The organism is Pandoraea captiosa (assembly GCF_902459775.1).
Lineage (GTDB): Bacteria > Pseudomonadota > Gammaproteobacteria > Burkholderiales > Burkholderiaceae > Pandoraea > Pandoraea captiosa.
Map to the genome: position 1 here is coordinate 874,646 of NZ_CABPSQ010000001.1, position 14,679 is coordinate 889,324.

Below are 14,679 nucleotides of genomic sequence, written 5' to 3' on the forward strand. Positions count from 1 at the left end.
CGTTTAGCGGGCGTCGCGCCGGGTCGAGTGCAACGACAGCGGCGCGGCAACCGATTCGAGCGAACGGCGTTCCGCCGCGACGCCCCAGCGCGCCGCCACGGCGGACGCCACCACCATCAGTCCCGCGCCGGCCAGGTAGCCGATCGACACGTCCGCCCGGCGCTGCGTGTCGATCAGCCAGCCAAAGAGGGCCGGGCCCGCCACGCCGCCGAGCAGCGTGCCGATGGCATAGAACACGGCAATGGCGAGTGCGCGAATTTCCAGTGGGAAATTCTCGCTCACGGTCAGATACGCCGAACTGGCCGCCGCCGATGCAAAGAAAAAGATGACGGACCACGCGAGGGTTTGCGTGAGCGTGTTCAGCCATCCCTGCGCGAACGCCCAGCCGCTCATGGCCAGCAGTACGCCCGACATGGCGTACGTCGCGCTGATCATCACGCGTCTGCCGAACACGTCGAATCCGTGACCGAGCACGATGGGCCCCAGAACATTGCCCGCAGCGAACGGCAGCAGATACCAGCCGACACTCGCTGCCGGAACATCGTAAAAATCGGTGAGTACCAACGCGTACGTGAAGAAGATCGCGTTGTAGCAGAACGCCTGCGCGATCATCAGCGTGAGGCCGACGAGCGAGCGGCGGCGGTACGTGTGCAGGAGGGTTTGCCATACCTCGCGCAACGGGGTGGCGTGTCGGGCACGCAACTGGAGGCGCGCCACCGGCGCATCGGAGATGGTTTGTCCCCGCTCGCGCAGGGAGCGTTCGATGCGCTCGACGATGGCTTCGGCTTCACGCGTCTGACCCCGAAGGATGAGCCAGCGAGGACTCTCGGGCACCCACATTCGCATGAACAGAATGCCGAGCCCAAGCGCGGCGCCGATGAAGAAGCACACTCGCCAGCCCCAGTCCGGGGGAAGCACGCCGGGATCGAGCAAGACAAGCGAGCCCGCGGCGCCGAGCGCCGCGCCGGCCCAGAAGGTACCGTTGATGACGAGATCGGTCCAGCCGCGCACGCGCGCCGGCGTGAATTCCTGAATCGTCGAATTGATGGCGGTGTACTCGCCGCCGATGCCGGCGCCCGTCAGAAATCGGAACACGACGAAGCTGGCGAAGCTCCACGACAGTCCGGTAGCGGCGGTTGCCGCGACATACAGCAGCAGTGTGATGAAGAAGAGCCTGCGACGCCCGAGCCGGTCGGTCAACCAGCCGAAACCGAGGGCGCCCAGCACGGCGCCCGCAATGTAGGCGCTGCCGGCAAGGCCGACCTGCGCATTGGTGAGCGCGAGTGTCGGACTCGATTTGAGCGCACCGGCAACGGCACCGGCCAGCGTGACTTCGAGACCGTCGAGCAACCACGTGATGCCCAGCGCGACGACGATCAGGGTATGAAAGCGCCCCCATGGCAGGCGGTCGAGACGGCCGGGCAAGTCGGTGTCGACGAGCGACGTCGCCGCGTTGGAGGAGTGGGAAGGAGGGTTCGGATTGTCTGTTGTCTCTGCCATCAGGCTGTCGAGAACGCCGGATATCCCCGTGGTTCGTCAATATTTGCCTGACATCTTACCCCGCGACACGACCAGAGCGGCGCGGCGCGGGGGCTAGCAGGGTTGAGGTGTGGTCGACTGCGCGGCTACTTATTGCGAAGCGGCGTTCAGACGCGTCGGGTCGACTTCGAGCGCGGTACGGCGACGCACGTTCGCCACGTCACCCACATCCGTGTCGTCGTCGAAGGGATGGCTGTCGGACGACCCGGCGTTGCGCGCCGTATCGTTTTGCATGATGGACTGGAGCAGGGCCATCAGGTTGCTACTGCTCGTTGACGACACCGGCGTCGTCACATCGCTCACCAGTTTGGCCATTTCGTAGCGCTGCACCTGCGTCGTCTGGCTCGCCGATCGGGTTGCCTTCGCACGGACGAGCAGGCCGTCGCGATAGCCCACGTCCGCCGAGCTTTTCGCCGAGTCCTGAATCTTCACGTATTCGTAGTTCTGTGACTTCGGGTCGTCTTTCAGCACGAGCGGCACGCCGGGCCAGAGCGACCGGTGGAAACTCGCGCTGAGCGTGGCCTGCGACTGCTGCGAGATCGTGCGGTTCAGGCGGTCCGGCCCGCCGATCTGCGTGCTCTGCGAGATCTGGTAGTCAAAACCATCGACTTCCGATGGACGCATCGGGTTCGGTGACGCTTGCGTCTGGGAAATTGACGCACTGAAGTCCGCCAGTCCGCTCAGCACCGATCGGTCGGCGTGGCTCAGCGCAATGCGCGGCAGTGTCGTGGCGGGCGGATAGTTTGCGTTCAGACCGCTGAACGCAGCCTTGAACATGTCCATGAGTGCGGCGTCGCCGTTGCCGCGTGTCTTTGCCGCGTCGAATCGATCCAGCCACGCGTCGAGTGCAGCCTTTTGCGCTTTCGGACTGCCGATGGCTTGCAGGTTTTTCAGATCGACATTGACGTCGAACTTGCCGCTTGCCCCATCCACATGCATCGAGCGCTGCGTCGCATCCGCATGGAACGCGAAGGTTTGCGGCGAGGCGCCATTGGCATTGAGCGTGGCCGACAGGTCGACAGAGCTCAGCACGGACGTGTCGAACCCGGTCAGTGCGCCGAAGTCGACGACGGGCGGCTGCTTCGCCAGACCGTTGATGGCCTTCTGGAAGGCATCGCCCAGTTTGCCGAGTTGTTCGCGTTCGGCGTCGGTGAGCGTGCCTTTCGTCACGGAAAATTCGAGGGACAGGCCGCTCACGTCGCCCCCGTTGCCCCCGCCGGTGCCGCTGCTCGCGATCCTCACCGTCACCTGCGCGCCGCTTGCCGTTGTCACCGACAGGGCGAAGCGGTCGTCTGCGCTCGACTGCAATCTCGCTTGTTGCGCGGCCAAATCGGTGCCGGTCGCGGCATCGGTTGCCGGTGCTGCAGACGTCGAACGGAGCACCGTCTGCGAGAACGATGTCGCGCCCGAGGCAATGGCGGACATCATTTTCGACCCAAGCTGATCGAGCCGGTTACCCAGCGACGATGTCGACATGTTGCCGTACATCAGCAGTGACAAGGGGTCGGACGGGACTTGCTGCCAGTTCAGCATTGCGCCGCCCGCGACCGGCTGCGCGTACGTTGGCCAGTTCGCGACAGGGGGCGTTTGCGTAAGCGTGACACGTGTCGCGCTCGTCAGCCCGGAAATATCGGCGCTCGGCAGGATGCCCTGAGGGGTGCCTTCGGCACGGCCAGGGACGACGCGAGACGCCAAGTCGGCATTCGCCGGCTGAAGGAGAGGAAAAGCGAGAGGGGAAGCGGTATTGATAGACGTCATCGGGGGGCGTGTCGTCCGGTGGCTGTTGTAAGCCCCGGTAAGGAACCGGGGGATCAAGAGCATTAACGACCACCAGACGCCAATATTTAGCGACACCCCTCAATTATGGCGGGGGCGGGGGTGGGGATATGCGTCGGCGCTTGCCGAGCCAGCCTGCGAAGTTCGTGGCTTGCGCACCCCGTGGGTTCCATGCAATGATGAAACATCAAAAGTTACATGAATGGGAGCGAATCGATGCCGCAAGACACCATTGCCATGTTCGATGAGCACGCCGCGACCTACGATCAGACCTGGCGCGCGTTGGCGCCGTTGCGCGACGCGTTGCAACTGGTGCTCGACAACGTGTTCGCGCCGCTGCCCGATACCGCTAACGTGCTGTGTGTCGGGGCGGGTACGGGCGCGGAGATCCTGTCTCTGGCCGAGCGCCATGCGCGGTGGCGCTTTACGGCCGTGGAGCCTTCGGGGCCCATGCTAGATGTGTTTCGCGAGAAGGCCGAAGCGCAGGGCATCGCGTCGCGTTGCGTCTTCCATCGGGGATTTCTCGACACGTTACAGGCAGATGCACCGTTTGATGCGGCAACGTCGATTCTCGTGTCGCAGTTCGTCACCGATCCGGTCGAGCGTCGGGCGTTTTTTCGTGGCATCGCCGACCGGCTGGTGCCGGGCGGTCCTCTCGTGAGCGCCGATCTGGCCTGCGACATGAGATCGGACGCCGGAAAGCGTTTGCTGGACGTATGGTTCAACATGATGTCTGTCTCGCCACAGGCGCGCGAGCGTGCCAGCGCCATTTACGATTCTCAGGTGGCGGTCGTGCCGCCCGAGGCGATGGACGACATCCTCCGACAAGGCGGATTCGATCAGCCGGTGCGGTGTTTCCAGGCCGGGTTGATTCACGCGTGGTTTGCGCGTCAGGCGCCCGGCGCCTGACGATGGATCGGGTAGTTCAGGAAGTTCAGGCAGTTCAGGCAGGCATAGAGATCAGATGAGAAGCGACAGCAGACTCTCAAGGATGTTGCACGTGCTGTTGCACATGGCGCGGCACGACGCTCCATTCACCTCCGAGCAACTGGCACAGATGCTGCGCACGAATCCGGTGGTCGTTCGCCGCACCATGGCGGGTTTGCGCGACGCGGGTTATGTGCGCTCCGACAAGGGCCATGGGGGCGGCTGGACGCTCGCGTGCGATTTGGGCAACGTCACGTTGCTCGACATCCATCGCGCCGTCGGCGGGCCGAACATTTTCGCGATCGGCGTGCAAAGCGACAACCCGCAATGCGCTGTCGAACGTGCCGTGAATACAGCGCTCGACGGCGCATTGCGCGAGGCGGAAGCCATCCTCATCGCACGCCTTGGCGCGGTTTCGCTGGCCGATCTGGCGCAGAACTTCGACACGTTGTGCGCTCAGCACGAGGCGCTGTCACGTTAGGACGACGTGATGGGGCAGCCCTTCGTGACCTGCGGTCATCCTGACAGGGGTTCGTATACGCCCAAGCGCGTGAGCGCTGCATCGAATTCGTAAAGATTCGTCGGCGCTGCGTCGCCGCCAAAGGGCGGATTGGGTATCGCGAACAGGGTCGTGCACAACCTTTCGCGGCGCGATTCGTCGCACGCCTCGTTCACGCCCTTCAACATCGTTGCGGCGCCTTCCAGGTACAGCGTTCGTCCGAACGGACCGCAGTCGTATGCGGCGGCAGCGAGCGACGGGAGCACGCTGTTGAACGTGCGCGTGCCCGGCGCCGCTTCGCCGGGTTCGAGCAGGACCAGACAGGGCAGCTGCAGGAATTCGAAAACCACACCGGCAAGATGGGTGGCAATCGAGGGTTTGCCCGGGCCGAGGCAGTTGTCGACAACTTCGTAGAGCAAGACGACATCCGGATCGGCGATGTCGAACGCAGGCAACGCGGCCCGTAATGTGGCTCGGTACACGTTCGCCTCGGCCTCAGTCAATCCACGGGCATCGCTGGCGATTTCGACGAGCGTGTCCCACGCGATCTGGTCGGGCACCCACGCCTGACCGGGTGCCGGTCGGTCAGTGATGGCGTTGCGCAGGCGTTGGGCAAGCACACCGATATCGGGACCCGCGTGCGCGGGATAAGTCACGGTTGGCGCAGCACCGGCCGGATACAACGAGTTTGGCATCACAATCTCCCAGGAAATGTGGCGAACCATCGAACCTCAATGTCTCGCCACCACCGGTTCTCTGCTTGTATGAATCGCTCTTGCGTGTCGCAAGCGCCCTCAGGTCAACCACTATTGCGGCTGAGGGGCTGCCAACTGCGCCTTGATCGCCGCCTCGGTCTTGTCGTAGTCTCCCTCGCCGAAATGCGTGTAGACGATCTTGCCGGACTTGTCGACGAGGTAGAACGCAGGCCAATAGAGATTGTCGTAGGCCTTCCACGTGGCGTAGCGGTTGTCTTGCGCCACCGGGTATTGAATGCCAGCGCGGCGCACGGCCTCCAGCACGTTCTTGTAGTCGCGCTCGTAGGCGTACTCAGGCGTATGTACCCCCACCACGACCAGTCCCTGATCCTTGTATTTGTCGTACCACTGCTTCACGTAAGGCGTGGTGTGGATGCAGTTGATGCAGGAGTACGTCCAGAAATCGACGAGCACGACCTTGCCCTTGAGTTGTTGCATCGTCAGCGGCTGGCTGTTGATCCATTGATCGATGCCGGTGAATTCCGGGGCGGCAACGCCGGAAATCGGGCGCGCCTGAGACGGGGAACAAGCCGCGAGGCCGGTAAGGGCGAGGGCGACGAAAGCGCTTCTGAGCAGGGGCAGCATGGGGGTATCTCCTGTGAACCGTGTAACGGGTTGGGGGTTGGGTGAGTCGGTAGCCGTATTTCACTGTTCGCGCGTATCTGCCGTGTGTACGTTTCACCGCATTTCGGCAACGTCGTGTATCGCAGCGGGCGCCAGATACACAGTGATACAAACGGGGGGCGGGGTTGGGCTATAAAGCGTTCAGCGACTGCACCGACGGTGCGGGCTAACCGGGAGTCGATCCATGTCGTCCGAGATTTCGTCAGGGGCCAAATCAGAGGCCCAACCTCAGGCCCAACCTCAAGACCGACCTGAGGCCCAGCCTGCGGTCCATCGAGGTTCCTGTCACTGCGGCGCGGTGCGCTTCGAAGTGCTCACGTCCGTCGAACCGGCGACTCGTTGCAATTGCAGCCTGTGCCGTCGGCGCGGCGCGCTGATGACGCCGGCGTTCCCTGAGGCGAATCTGCGCATCCTCGCCGGCCGTGATGCACTGACGCTGTATCAGTTCAACACTCGCGTGGCGCAACACTATTTCTGCAAGCACTGCGGCATTTACCCGTTCCATGCGGCGCGCACAATGCCCGGCATGTGGCGCGCCAATGTCGGTTGTCTGGAAGACGTCGCGGATCCGTATGCGATCGATCACGGGGTTGCCGACGGCAAGACGCTCTCGGTGGTGGAGGATGCATGAGACGCCTGCTCGGTCTGCTGGTCTTCCTGGCGGGCGGCCTCGGCACGGAGGTCGTGCACCCGCTCCAATGCGATCTGGTCCCGGCGAGTCGTCGCGTGTTGCCCGAAGCGGAGCGCTTGCGGCGTCGCACCCATCCGGCTCGGTCCGGCGACGGGGACGGCGGCGACCTTGCGCCGCAACGCGCATCGCTATAATCGTTCGCATGGAAAAAATCGATCATGTGCTGATCGTCGACGACGATCGCGGCATTCGCGAACTCCTCGCCGACTATCTCGAAAAGAACGGCATGCGAGTGAGCACGGCCGCCAACGGGCGTGAGATGCGCGCGGTACTTGCCGACGGTGCGCCGGACCTGGTGGTGCTCGACCTGATGCTGCCGGGCGATGACGGTCTCGTGCTCTGCCGCGAGCTCCGGTCGGGCAAGTTCCGGGCGGTACCGGTGCTGATGCTGACGGCACGCAGCGAGGAAACCGACCGGATCGTCGGCCTGGAGATGGGCGCGGACGACTATCTCGCCAAGCCGTTCGCCGTGCGCGAGTTGCTTGCCCGCATCAAGTCGGTGCTGCGTCGCACCCGCATGCTGCCCCCGGGCATGCAGATCACCGAGACGGCCGAAGTGCTTGCCTTCGGCGACTGGCAGCTCGATACCACGGCGCGCCATCTGCTCGATACCGACGGCACGCAGGTCGCGCTCAGCGGTGCGGAGTATCGCCTGTTGCGCGTGTTGCTCGATCATCCGCAACGGGTGCTCACGCGCGATCAGTTGCTCAATCTCACGCAGGGCAGACAGGCCGACGCCTTCGACCGGTCCATCGATCTGCTCATCAGCCGGTTGCGCCAGCGTTTGCGCGACGGTGCGCGTGAGCCTCGCTACATCAAGACGTTGCGCAACGAAGGCTACGTGTTTTGCGCGGCCGTCACTGTGGTTTCCGCCCCCGAATGACCCCGACGCAGACGCAGCCCCTGCCGCCCCCGTCGCCCCCACGGCAGCCGTGGCGCTGGCCGCGCTCGCTGTTCGCGCGTCTCGCCCTCATCCTCTTCGTCGGACTGGCGCTGACACAGACACTCTCGTTCTGGCTGACGATGACCGAGCGCAACCGCGTGACGTCGAACATGATGAGCGTCTACATCGAGAGCGAAGTCGCCAGTTCCGTCGCCTTGCTCGATCATTTGCCCGCGAACGAGCGGCCCCAGTGGCTGGCGCGTCTGGCCAGGCGCAGCTATCGCTTCGAACTCGGCCCGGGAGCCAGCGGCGGAAAGCCCGACGCGGGTGCGGCAGCGCAGGTCGCGCGCGTGATCGAGGAGGCCATCGGAGTGTCGTATCCCGTAACGGTCAGCAGCGTGCCCGGTGATCCCGACCGGCTTCAGGCCCACCTGCGGCTAAGCGACGGATCACCGCTCACCATCGATGTCTTCCCGACGCCGACGCTGCCACTGTCGGGCTGGTTGCCTGCCATGCTGGCGCTTCAACTGGTACTGATCGCTGCCTGCTGCTGGCTCGCGGTGCGCGTGGCGACGCGTCCGCTCGACGCCCTGGCGAAGGCCGCCGACACGCTCGGGCCCGACTTGCGTGCGCAGCGCATGCGTGAAGACGGCCCGTCGGAGGTGGCGCGCGCGGCGCGGGCGTTCAACGCGATGCAGGACCGTATCGGCGGTTACATGACCGAGCGCATGCAGATTCTGGCGGCCATCTCGCACGATTTGCAGACGCCGATCACCCGCATGCGTTTGCGGGTTGAGACGATGGACGATGAGGCGGTGGCCGTGCGTTTGCAGCAGGATCTGAAGGAGATGGAGTCGCTGGTCAGGGAAGGGGTGACCTATGCGCGCACCCTGCATGGTGCATCGGAAGCCCCGTGCAAGGTGGACGTCGATGCGCTGCTCGACAGCCTCGTGTACGACTATGTCGACGCCGGCTCGCCGGTCACGCTGGCAGGTCGGGTCGGTCATCCGATCGTGACCCGCCCGCAGGGACTGCGTCGCATCGTGGGGAACCTCGTCGACAATGCGCTCAAGTATGGCGAGCAAGCGCATCTCGAAGTGGTCGGCCGTGACGACGGCATCGACGTGATCGTCACCGACCGCGGGCCCGGCATTCCGGAGGACATGCTCGAAGCGGTCTTCGCACCGTTTGTGCGACTGGAGACGTCGCGCAACCGCCATACCGGCGGCACGGGGTTGGGGTTGGCCATCGCGCGTCAACTCGCGCAGGCGATGGACGCCACGTTGACGTTGCGCAATCGTGCTGAGGGCGGACTTGAGGCGCGGCTTTCCGTGAAGGCGTAGCGCCGTTCATGCGTCGGCGTAGCCGGTGCCGTGAGCGGAAATTGCAGTGGGGTTTTGTATCCGAGTTTGTCCAACGGCGCGGCCGGTACTTGCGATTGCACACGGCGCATTGGCGGACAAATGGCAGATACGTCCAGAGGGTCTAATGGTTTCAACGGCGGGGGAAACCGGTGGGAGGCAGGAGCCGGAGTGAAGAAAAGCGTCTTCACTTCACCTGAAGCCCCGGCGCGTTACCCGACGTTGACAAGCTTTACCTTTAGCGACTTTACCGACTTATCGACTCTGGAGCCTTACCATGAAAGCCCTTTTGATCGCTGTTTCGCTCGCCACCCTCGGCACCGCCGGCGCTGCCTACGCCGCAGGGACCGATGAAATCCTCACCAGTACCGGCAACGCCGTGTCAGCTGCACACTGGACGCCGGACAACGGTCCGTCGCTCTCGACGGCAGACGTCGGGCGCGAACTGAAAAGCGCCCTCGCTTCGGGCGAAATCGATTACCTGAACAAGACGCTGTACAAAGGCGCATGACCGCGCGATGCCGGGCAGAGATGCCCGGCTGGGCATGTGTCGTCCGCGCGCACTAATGGGACGACACATACGCGGCGTCGGCAAAAGCGGCCGGAATCGCGAAGCTCGCGCGCATGCGTTTCGCTTCGGCGGCGGGCGTCAGTCCGAACAGACGCTTGAACTCCCGACTGAATTGCGACGGACTCGTATAGCCCACGGCGTGGCATGCCGCTTCTGCCGTCAGATCCTGACGCACCATCAGCAAACGGGCCTGATGCAGACGTGTCGACTTCAGGTACTGCATGGGCGACACATGCGTAATCGCCTTGAAGTGACTGTGAAAGCTCGGCACGCTCATGCCCGCTGCTTCGGCGAGTTGTGTGACATCGAGCGGTTTGGCGTATGCGGCATGAATCAGACTTAGCGATCGGCCAATTCTGCCGAACTGTCCGCGCATCGCCAGCGCTTCGCGCATTGCAGCGCCCTGTGCGCCCGTCAGCACACGAAAGTACAACTCACGCAGCAGGCCCGGACCGAGCACGGCCGCTTCGAGCGGCTGACTGATGGCTTCCAGAAAGCGCAGCACGCAGGCGCGCATGCGCGGATCCATCGACGTGGACATCATGCTCTGCGGTGCGCCGTCGCGCGCAACACTCGCCCCTTCATGCACTGTCCGGTCGATCTGTGCCGCAAGTTCGGCTGCCATCGCGAAATCCAGATGCAGATACAGGGCCAGCAGCGGGCGCTCGCGCGTCGCATCTGTCTCCATGGTGAACGGAACGGGGACCGAGACCGCAAGGTAATGGTCTTCGTCGTACTGGTAGAGCCTGTCGCCGAAATACCCGCGCTTGCGACCCTGACAAACGATCACGATGCCCGGGTCGTACAGCACCGGCGTGCGCGCGAGCGTTCGGTTCGCGCGCAGGATACGAACACTCGGCAGCGGCGTGAGGTTGTAGCCCTCATCGGGCGCCAGCGCGCGCAACAGCGCGATCGTGCGCGTTCGGGTTTGGCGGTCGACGCAGGAGCTCAGATCGGCGTCAGTCTTCGTGCTCATAGTTTTATGCAAGAAAAATAGCGGAATTCGGCTTAAAGCCCGTTGCATCGAAGACTAGTATGCATGCTCTGATGCAATTTCGGAGTGACGAATATGGACGCGAAAGCAAATGGCAAGATTGTGCTCATCACCGGTGTGAGCAGCGGATTTGGACGTGCGCTCGCGCAGGAAGCGCTGGCCACCGGGTACACCGTCGTGGGGACAGTGAGGAGCGAGCAGGCAAAGCAAGCGTTCGAGTCAATGTCGCCGACGGCCGCCTTCGGACGGTTGCTCGATGTGACCGACTTCGATGCCATCGACAGTGTGGTTGCCGACATCGAATCTGCCGTGGGGCCCATCGACGTGCTGGTCAACAATGCCGGCTATGGTCACGAGGGCATTCTCGAGGAGTCGCCGCTATCGGAAATGCGTCGTCAGTTCGATGTGAACGTATTCGGCGCGGTCGCGATGATCAAGGGAGTGTTGCCGTTCATGCGCGCGCGTCGGCGCGGGCATATCCTGAACATCACATCGATGGGCGGCCATATCACGATGCCGGGCATCGCCTACTACTGTGGCAGCAAGTTCGCGCTCGAAGGCATCTCCGAGAGCCTGGGCAAAGAGGTCGGGCCGTTCGGCATTTCGGTGACGGCGGTGGCGCCGGGGTCATTCCGCACCGATTGGGCGGGGCGCTCCATGGCGCGTACGCCGCGATCGATTCCCGATTATGACGCGACATTCGACCCCGTGCGCCGCGCGCGCGAAGCCAAGAGCGGGAAACAGCTCGGCGATCCGGTCAAGGCCGCGCGCGCCATGCTCGTCGCGATAGCTTCGGAACATCCGCCAGCCCATCTGCTACTGGGCAGCGACGCGCTCACACTCGTGCGCGCGCATCTCGGTGCGCTGGAGGACGAGTTCAACGCGTGGGAGACGTTGACGGTGTCGACCGACGGTTGAGGTACATCAAAAAAAAAACCCCGTCCGCTGGCTCACACGCCAACGTGCGGGGTGATGCTCGCTCACCGGAAGCCACATATGGGACCGTTCGGCGGTATGCGGATGGCTCAGCGTTCCCGCCCGGCCCGGTGCTTCTGGTACTGAATCGCCGAGACGATGGCCACGCGCCGGATCGGCTCGGGCGGTAACCAGGTCGGACGCTCGAACCCCAGCGCATCGGTCAGTTCGGGCGATGCAACGCCGCAGGCCATCTCGCCGAGCAGCTTGCCGAACATGCTGCCTTTGAGCACGCCGGCGCCGTTGCATCCGAGCGAGGCGAACAACCCTTTGCGGATCTCGCCGAAGTACAGGGCGCCGTTGCGTGTGAGCGCCGTCACTCCACCCCAGACGTGTTCGAACCGATGCGACGCCATAGCCGGATAGCGACGACGATACGCGTCGCTCAGCATGGCATTGACGTCCGCCATGGGGCGCTCCTTCTCGTAGGAGTAGGCGCTGCGCACCACGAAGCGTCCGCCGAGTGTCTTGCGCAGGGTCGTGCCCAGGCGGTTTGCCGGGATCACGCCCCATTCGCGCGCAGGGCCGAGCTTGGCCAGCTCGTCGGCAGCCAGCACGGGGGTCATGGCCGCATACGTGTAGATCGTGAAGACGCGATCGCGGGCCAGGCCCAACTGGCGGGCGAAGCCATTGTTCGCGACGATGACCTGAGCCGCGCGCAACTCCGACGACGCCGTGCGCACCGTGAACGGACCGGTGCCCTCGAGCGCCACCACCGGTTCGTTTTCCCACAACCGGACATTGGCCGGCAGGCTGTCCGCGAGACCACGAACGAGGGCGGCGGGTTGCACGAAAACATTGTTCTCGGAGTGATAACCGTAGCCGTAGTAGTCGGTGCCGATTTCCTGATGCAGTGCGTCGCGCGAGAGCTCGCGGTACGTCACACCCCATTCGCGGTATTGCGCCAGCGTGTCGCGCAAGCGTCGCTCGCCATCTGCCGTGGCGGCTGCGTGGTACTTGCCAACCGGATTCCATCCGCAATCGATACTGTTTGCGGTGACCAGCGCGTGGAGCCACTTCAATCCGATGTCGTACAGCCGGATCTGTTTGCGGGCGACTTCCACCGGGCTGCCATGTCCGCCCATGCCCGTGTTGTGCGGCAGGTTGATGAGAAAGCCGGAGTTGCGTCCCGCCGAGCCGTTGCCGACGGTGGTGGCGTCGACGACCAGCACCGAGGCCTCGGGGCGAAGTTCGGCCACGCGCCGCGCCGCCGCCAGCCCGGTGAAGCCCGCACCGATGACGATGACGTCGAAACTGCGCTCGGCGGGCGCTTGCGTGTGCGGCGCCCGCGCCGGGAGCAGGGCGTTCCAGCCGGCACCCGCCTGATAGACGGGGAAAGTGTCCCGCACCGGGCGGGGAGTGTTGAGTTGATTGGACATGACGATAGAAATGCAGGGGCTTACCGGCGGATCGGCGGATGACGAACTGAGAAGACCTTATTGAAAAGACCTTATGCGGCCTGACTCTCGAGACTGCGCATCACCTCGGTCTGTACGGTGTTCCAGATTTGCGATTTGAGTTCGTTATAGCGCGCGGAGAGCTGGACCTGGGCGTCGCGCGGCATCGGCAGATCGTTGGGCAGGTCGCACGCCACCCGGCCCGGGCGGGCACTCATGATCACCATGCGGGTCGAGAGCATCAGCGCCTCGTCGATGGAGTGCGTGATGAAAACGATCGTCTTGCCGCTCTTCTGATAGATCTGAAGCAGCTCCTCCTGCAGCACCTGACGCGTCATCGCGTCGAGTGCGGCAAACGGTTCGTCGAGCAGGATGACGTCCGGATCGTTGGCCAGCACACGCGCAATCGACACGCGCTGGCGCATGCCGCCGGAGAGCGCTTTGGGATAGCGGTCCTCGAAGCCCTTGAGGCCGACCATATCGATGTAGCGCCGTGCCGTGGCGTAGCGGGTCGTTTTATCGATGCCTTTCATCTTCAGGCCGAAGGCAACGTTATCGAGCACGCTTAGCCAGGGAAAGAGCGCGTACTGCTGGAAGACCATGCCGCAGTGCGGATCGATACCTTTGACTTCGCGGCCGTTCACACGAATCACGCCCGTCGTCGGTTCGTCGAAGCCGGTAATCAGATTGAGCAGCGTGGATTTGCCGCACCCGGACGCCCCCAGCAACACCACGAACTCACCACGGGCGATGTTCATGTCCACGCGCTCCAGTGCCTGGAATTCGCCGTAACGCTTGGACACGCCGTCGATGGCGATCATCGTGTCTGACCTGCCGGCCTGCGCAGCCCCCGGCGTGTGGGTCGAGGCCGTCGAGATTCGTTCGGCCTGCTCGTCTGCGTGGGAATCGATGCGATCGTTCATGCTTGCCACCTCAACACCTTGCGCTCGATGGCGCGAAATACGATATCCGTCACCAATACCGTGACGCTGATCATCACCATGCCGAGCACGACGACTTCCGTCTGGAAGAACTCCTTGCCGTTCATGATGAGAAAGCCCAGTCCCTCGCGCGCGGCAACCAGTTCCGCCGAGATCACGCACGTCCAGGACAGACCGAGAATGATCTTCAGGCCGGACAGGATCTGCGGCAGGCTGGCGGGCAAGATCACTTCACGCATCACTTGCCAGTTGCTGGCCCCCAGATTCTTCGCTGCACGGATGAGCAGGGGATCGACGTTGCGAGTTGCTTCGATCACGTAGACGAGCGCCGGGGCGAACGTGCCCATGAACACGATGCTGTACTTCTGCGTCTCGGAAATCCCGAACCACAGCAGCGAGAGCGGAATCCAGCTCATCGACGGCAGCGGGCGAAGGAACGACAGAATGGGATCGAACGCGGCGCGGGCATAGCTCGACGTGCCAAGCATGATCCCCAGCGGGATGGCCACGACCGTGGCGGCGATGAAGCCCGTCATGACGCGCCGGGTGGACGCGAGGACATTGGAGAGCAACGTGCCGTCGGCCAGCATGGCGACGATTTTCTCCGCGACGGCGGATGGCGGTGGCAGAAACAGGGGATCGATGATCCCGGTGCGGCAGGCCGCTTCCCAGGCCAGAAGGAACACGACCACGGAAGCGAATCCCACGCTCAGCAGCGTAGCGCGGGACGGTTGGCGATGATTCAC

16 protein-coding genes are annotated in these 14,679 nt (G+C 63.8%); 8 read left to right on the top strand and 8 right to left on the bottom strand.

What is annotated here, in order from left to right; translation table 11 throughout:
• Positions 1-3: 3 nt before the first annotated feature.
• Both PCA31118_RS03725 and PCA31118_RS03730 read right to left on the bottom strand, forming a co-directional pair.
• Positions 4-1,500, bottom strand: a complete 1,497-nt coding sequence (locus PCA31118_RS03725) for an MFS transporter (RefSeq protein ID WP_150623023.1) — start codon at positions 1,498-1,500, stop codon at positions 4-6.
• Positions 1,501-1,629: 129 nt separating this feature from the next.
• Positions 1,630-3,234: a hypothetical protein gene (locus tag PCA31118_RS03730; RefSeq protein ID WP_150623025.1), complete on the bottom strand. Its 1,605-nt coding sequence runs from the start codon at positions 3,232-3,234 to the stop codon at positions 1,630-1,632.
• A gap of 297 nt (positions 3,235-3,531) precedes the next feature.
• Here PCA31118_RS03730 and PCA31118_RS03735 point away from each other — a divergent pair, with 297 nt between their 5' ends.
• Together PCA31118_RS03735 and PCA31118_RS03740 are read left to right on the top strand one after the other, a co-directional pair.
• On the top strand, positions 3,532-4,224 hold the full coding sequence (locus PCA31118_RS03735; RefSeq protein ID WP_150623027.1) for a class I SAM-dependent methyltransferase: 693 nt from the start codon (positions 3,532-3,534) through the stop codon (positions 4,222-4,224).
• Between the two features lie 55 nt (positions 4,225-4,279).
• Positions 4,280-4,723, top strand: a complete 444-nt coding sequence (locus tag PCA31118_RS03740; RefSeq protein ID WP_150623029.1) for an Rrf2 family transcriptional regulator — start codon at positions 4,280-4,282, stop codon at positions 4,721-4,723.
• Positions 4,724-4,758: 35 nt separating this feature from the next.
• Here PCA31118_RS03740 and PCA31118_RS03745 read toward each other — a convergent pair whose 3' ends face one another.
• Both PCA31118_RS03745 and PCA31118_RS03750 read right to left on the bottom strand, forming a co-directional pair.
• Entirely contained in the window at positions 4,759-5,436 is a 678-nt protein-coding gene (locus tag PCA31118_RS03745; RefSeq protein WP_150623031.1) for a hypothetical protein, read from the bottom strand.
• 111 nt (positions 5,437-5,547) lie between these two features.
• A complete protein-coding gene (locus tag PCA31118_RS03750; RefSeq protein ID WP_150623033.1) occupies positions 5,548-6,081 on the bottom strand; it encodes a thioredoxin family protein in 534 nt (177 codons plus the stop codon).
• A gap of 235 nt (positions 6,082-6,316) precedes the next feature.
• On the opposite strand from PCA31118_RS03750, the gene PCA31118_RS03755 reads away from it, so the two are divergent.
• The 5 genes from PCA31118_RS03755 to PCA31118_RS03775 all read left to right on the top strand — a co-directional run bounded on the left by PCA31118_RS03755 (position 6,317) and on the right by PCA31118_RS03775 (position 9,566).
• Positions 6,317-6,751, top strand: a complete 435-nt coding sequence (locus tag PCA31118_RS03755; protein ID WP_484549323.1) for a GFA family protein — start codon at positions 6,317-6,319, stop codon at positions 6,749-6,751.
• Positions 6,748-6,945, top strand: a complete 198-nt coding sequence (locus PCA31118_RS03760) for a hypothetical protein (protein WP_150623037.1) — start codon at positions 6,748-6,750, stop codon at positions 6,943-6,945. Before PCA31118_RS03755 ends, PCA31118_RS03760 begins: the two co-directional genes overlap by 4 nt.
• 8 nt (positions 6,946-6,953) lie before the next feature.
• Positions 6,954-7,694, top strand: a complete 741-nt coding sequence (locus PCA31118_RS03765) for a response regulator (protein WP_150623039.1) — start codon at positions 6,954-6,956, stop codon at positions 7,692-7,694.
• The gene (locus tag PCA31118_RS03770) at positions 7,691-9,037 is read left to right on the top strand and encodes an ATP-binding protein (RefSeq protein WP_150623041.1); all 1,347 of its coding nucleotides are present in this window, start codon (positions 7,691-7,693) and stop codon (positions 9,035-9,037) included. The genes PCA31118_RS03765 and PCA31118_RS03770 overlap by 4 nt, the downstream gene beginning before the upstream one ends.
• A 295-nt stretch (positions 9,038-9,332) precedes the next feature.
• The gene (locus tag PCA31118_RS03775; protein ID WP_150623043.1) at positions 9,333-9,566 is read left to right on the top strand and encodes a hypothetical protein; all 234 of its coding nucleotides are present in this window, start codon (positions 9,333-9,335) and stop codon (positions 9,564-9,566) included.
• 52 nt (positions 9,567-9,618) lie between these two features.
• Here the strand turns inward: PCA31118_RS03775 and PCA31118_RS03780 are convergent, their stop codons facing one another.
• Positions 9,619-10,602 (bottom strand): AraC family transcriptional regulator, encoded by a 984-nt coding sequence (locus PCA31118_RS03780; RefSeq protein ID WP_150623045.1) that lies wholly within the window; start codon positions 10,600-10,602, stop codon positions 9,619-9,621.
• Positions 10,603-10,695: 93 nt separating this feature from the next.
• On the opposite strand from PCA31118_RS03780, the gene PCA31118_RS03785 reads away from it, so the two are divergent.
• Entirely contained in the window at positions 10,696-11,538 is an 843-nt protein-coding gene (locus tag PCA31118_RS03785) for an oxidoreductase (protein WP_150623047.1), read from the top strand.
• Positions 11,539-11,645: 107 nt separating this feature from the next.
• On the opposite strand, the gene PCA31118_RS03790 is transcribed toward PCA31118_RS03785, so the two are convergent.
• The 3 genes from PCA31118_RS03790 to PCA31118_RS03800 form a co-directional block, all read right to left on the bottom strand.
• Positions 11,646-12,974 (bottom strand): NAD(P)/FAD-dependent oxidoreductase, encoded by a 1,329-nt coding sequence (locus tag PCA31118_RS03790; protein ID WP_150623049.1) that lies wholly within the window; start codon positions 12,972-12,974, stop codon positions 11,646-11,648.
• Between the two features lie 71 nt (positions 12,975-13,045).
• Positions 13,046-13,813, bottom strand: a complete 768-nt coding sequence (locus tag PCA31118_RS03795; protein WP_150623732.1) for an ABC transporter ATP-binding protein — start codon at positions 13,811-13,813, stop codon at positions 13,046-13,048.
• Positions 13,814-13,911: 98 nt separating this feature from the next.
• Entirely contained in the window at positions 13,912-14,679 is a 768-nt protein-coding gene (locus tag PCA31118_RS03800) for an ABC transporter permease (RefSeq protein ID WP_174990316.1), read from the bottom strand.

Excerpts from the sequence above, each read along its gene's own strand:
- PCA31118_RS03725 (WP_150623023.1), bottom strand. The coding sequence starts at position 1,500 with ATGGCAGAGACAACAGACAATCCGAACCCTCCTTCCCACTCCTCCAAC.
- PCA31118_RS03780 (WP_150623045.1), bottom strand. The coding sequence starts at position 10,602 with ATGAGCACGAAGACTGACGCCGATCTGAGCTCCTGCGTCGACCGCCAA.
- PCA31118_RS03750 (WP_150623033.1), bottom strand. The coding sequence starts at position 6,081 with ATGCTGCCCCTGCTCAGAAGCGCTTTCGTCGCCCTCGCCCTTACCGGC.
- PCA31118_RS03785 (WP_150623047.1), top strand. The coding sequence starts at position 10,696 with ATGGACGCGAAAGCAAATGGCAAGATTGTGCTCATCACCGGTGTGAGC.
- PCA31118_RS03770 (WP_150623041.1), top strand. The coding sequence starts at position 7,691 with ATGACCCCGACGCAGACGCAGCCCCTGCCGCCCCCGTCGCCCCCACGG.
- PCA31118_RS03740 (WP_150623029.1), top strand. The coding sequence starts at position 4,280 with ATGAGAAGCGACAGCAGACTCTCAAGGATGTTGCACGTGCTGTTGCAC.
- PCA31118_RS03735 (WP_150623027.1), top strand. The coding sequence starts at position 3,532 with ATGCCGCAAGACACCATTGCCATGTTCGATGAGCACGCCGCGACCTAC.
- PCA31118_RS03795 (WP_150623732.1), bottom strand. The coding sequence starts at position 13,813 with ATGATCGCCATCGACGGCGTGTCCAAGCGTTACGGCGAATTCCAGGCA.
- PCA31118_RS03775 (WP_150623043.1), top strand. The coding sequence starts at position 9,333 with ATGAAAGCCCTTTTGATCGCTGTTTCGCTCGCCACCCTCGGCACCGCC.
- PCA31118_RS03765 (WP_150623039.1), top strand. The coding sequence starts at position 6,954 with ATGGAAAAAATCGATCATGTGCTGATCGTCGACGACGATCGCGGCATT.
- PCA31118_RS03760 (WP_150623037.1), top strand. The coding sequence starts at position 6,748 with ATGAGACGCCTGCTCGGTCTGCTGGTCTTCCTGGCGGGCGGCCTCGGC.
- PCA31118_RS03745 (WP_150623031.1), bottom strand. The coding sequence starts at position 5,436 with ATGCCAAACTCGTTGTATCCGGCCGGTGCTGCGCCAACCGTGACTTAT.
- PCA31118_RS03790 (WP_150623049.1), bottom strand. The coding sequence starts at position 12,974 with ATGTCCAATCAACTCAACACTCCCCGCCCGGTGCGGGACACTTTCCCC.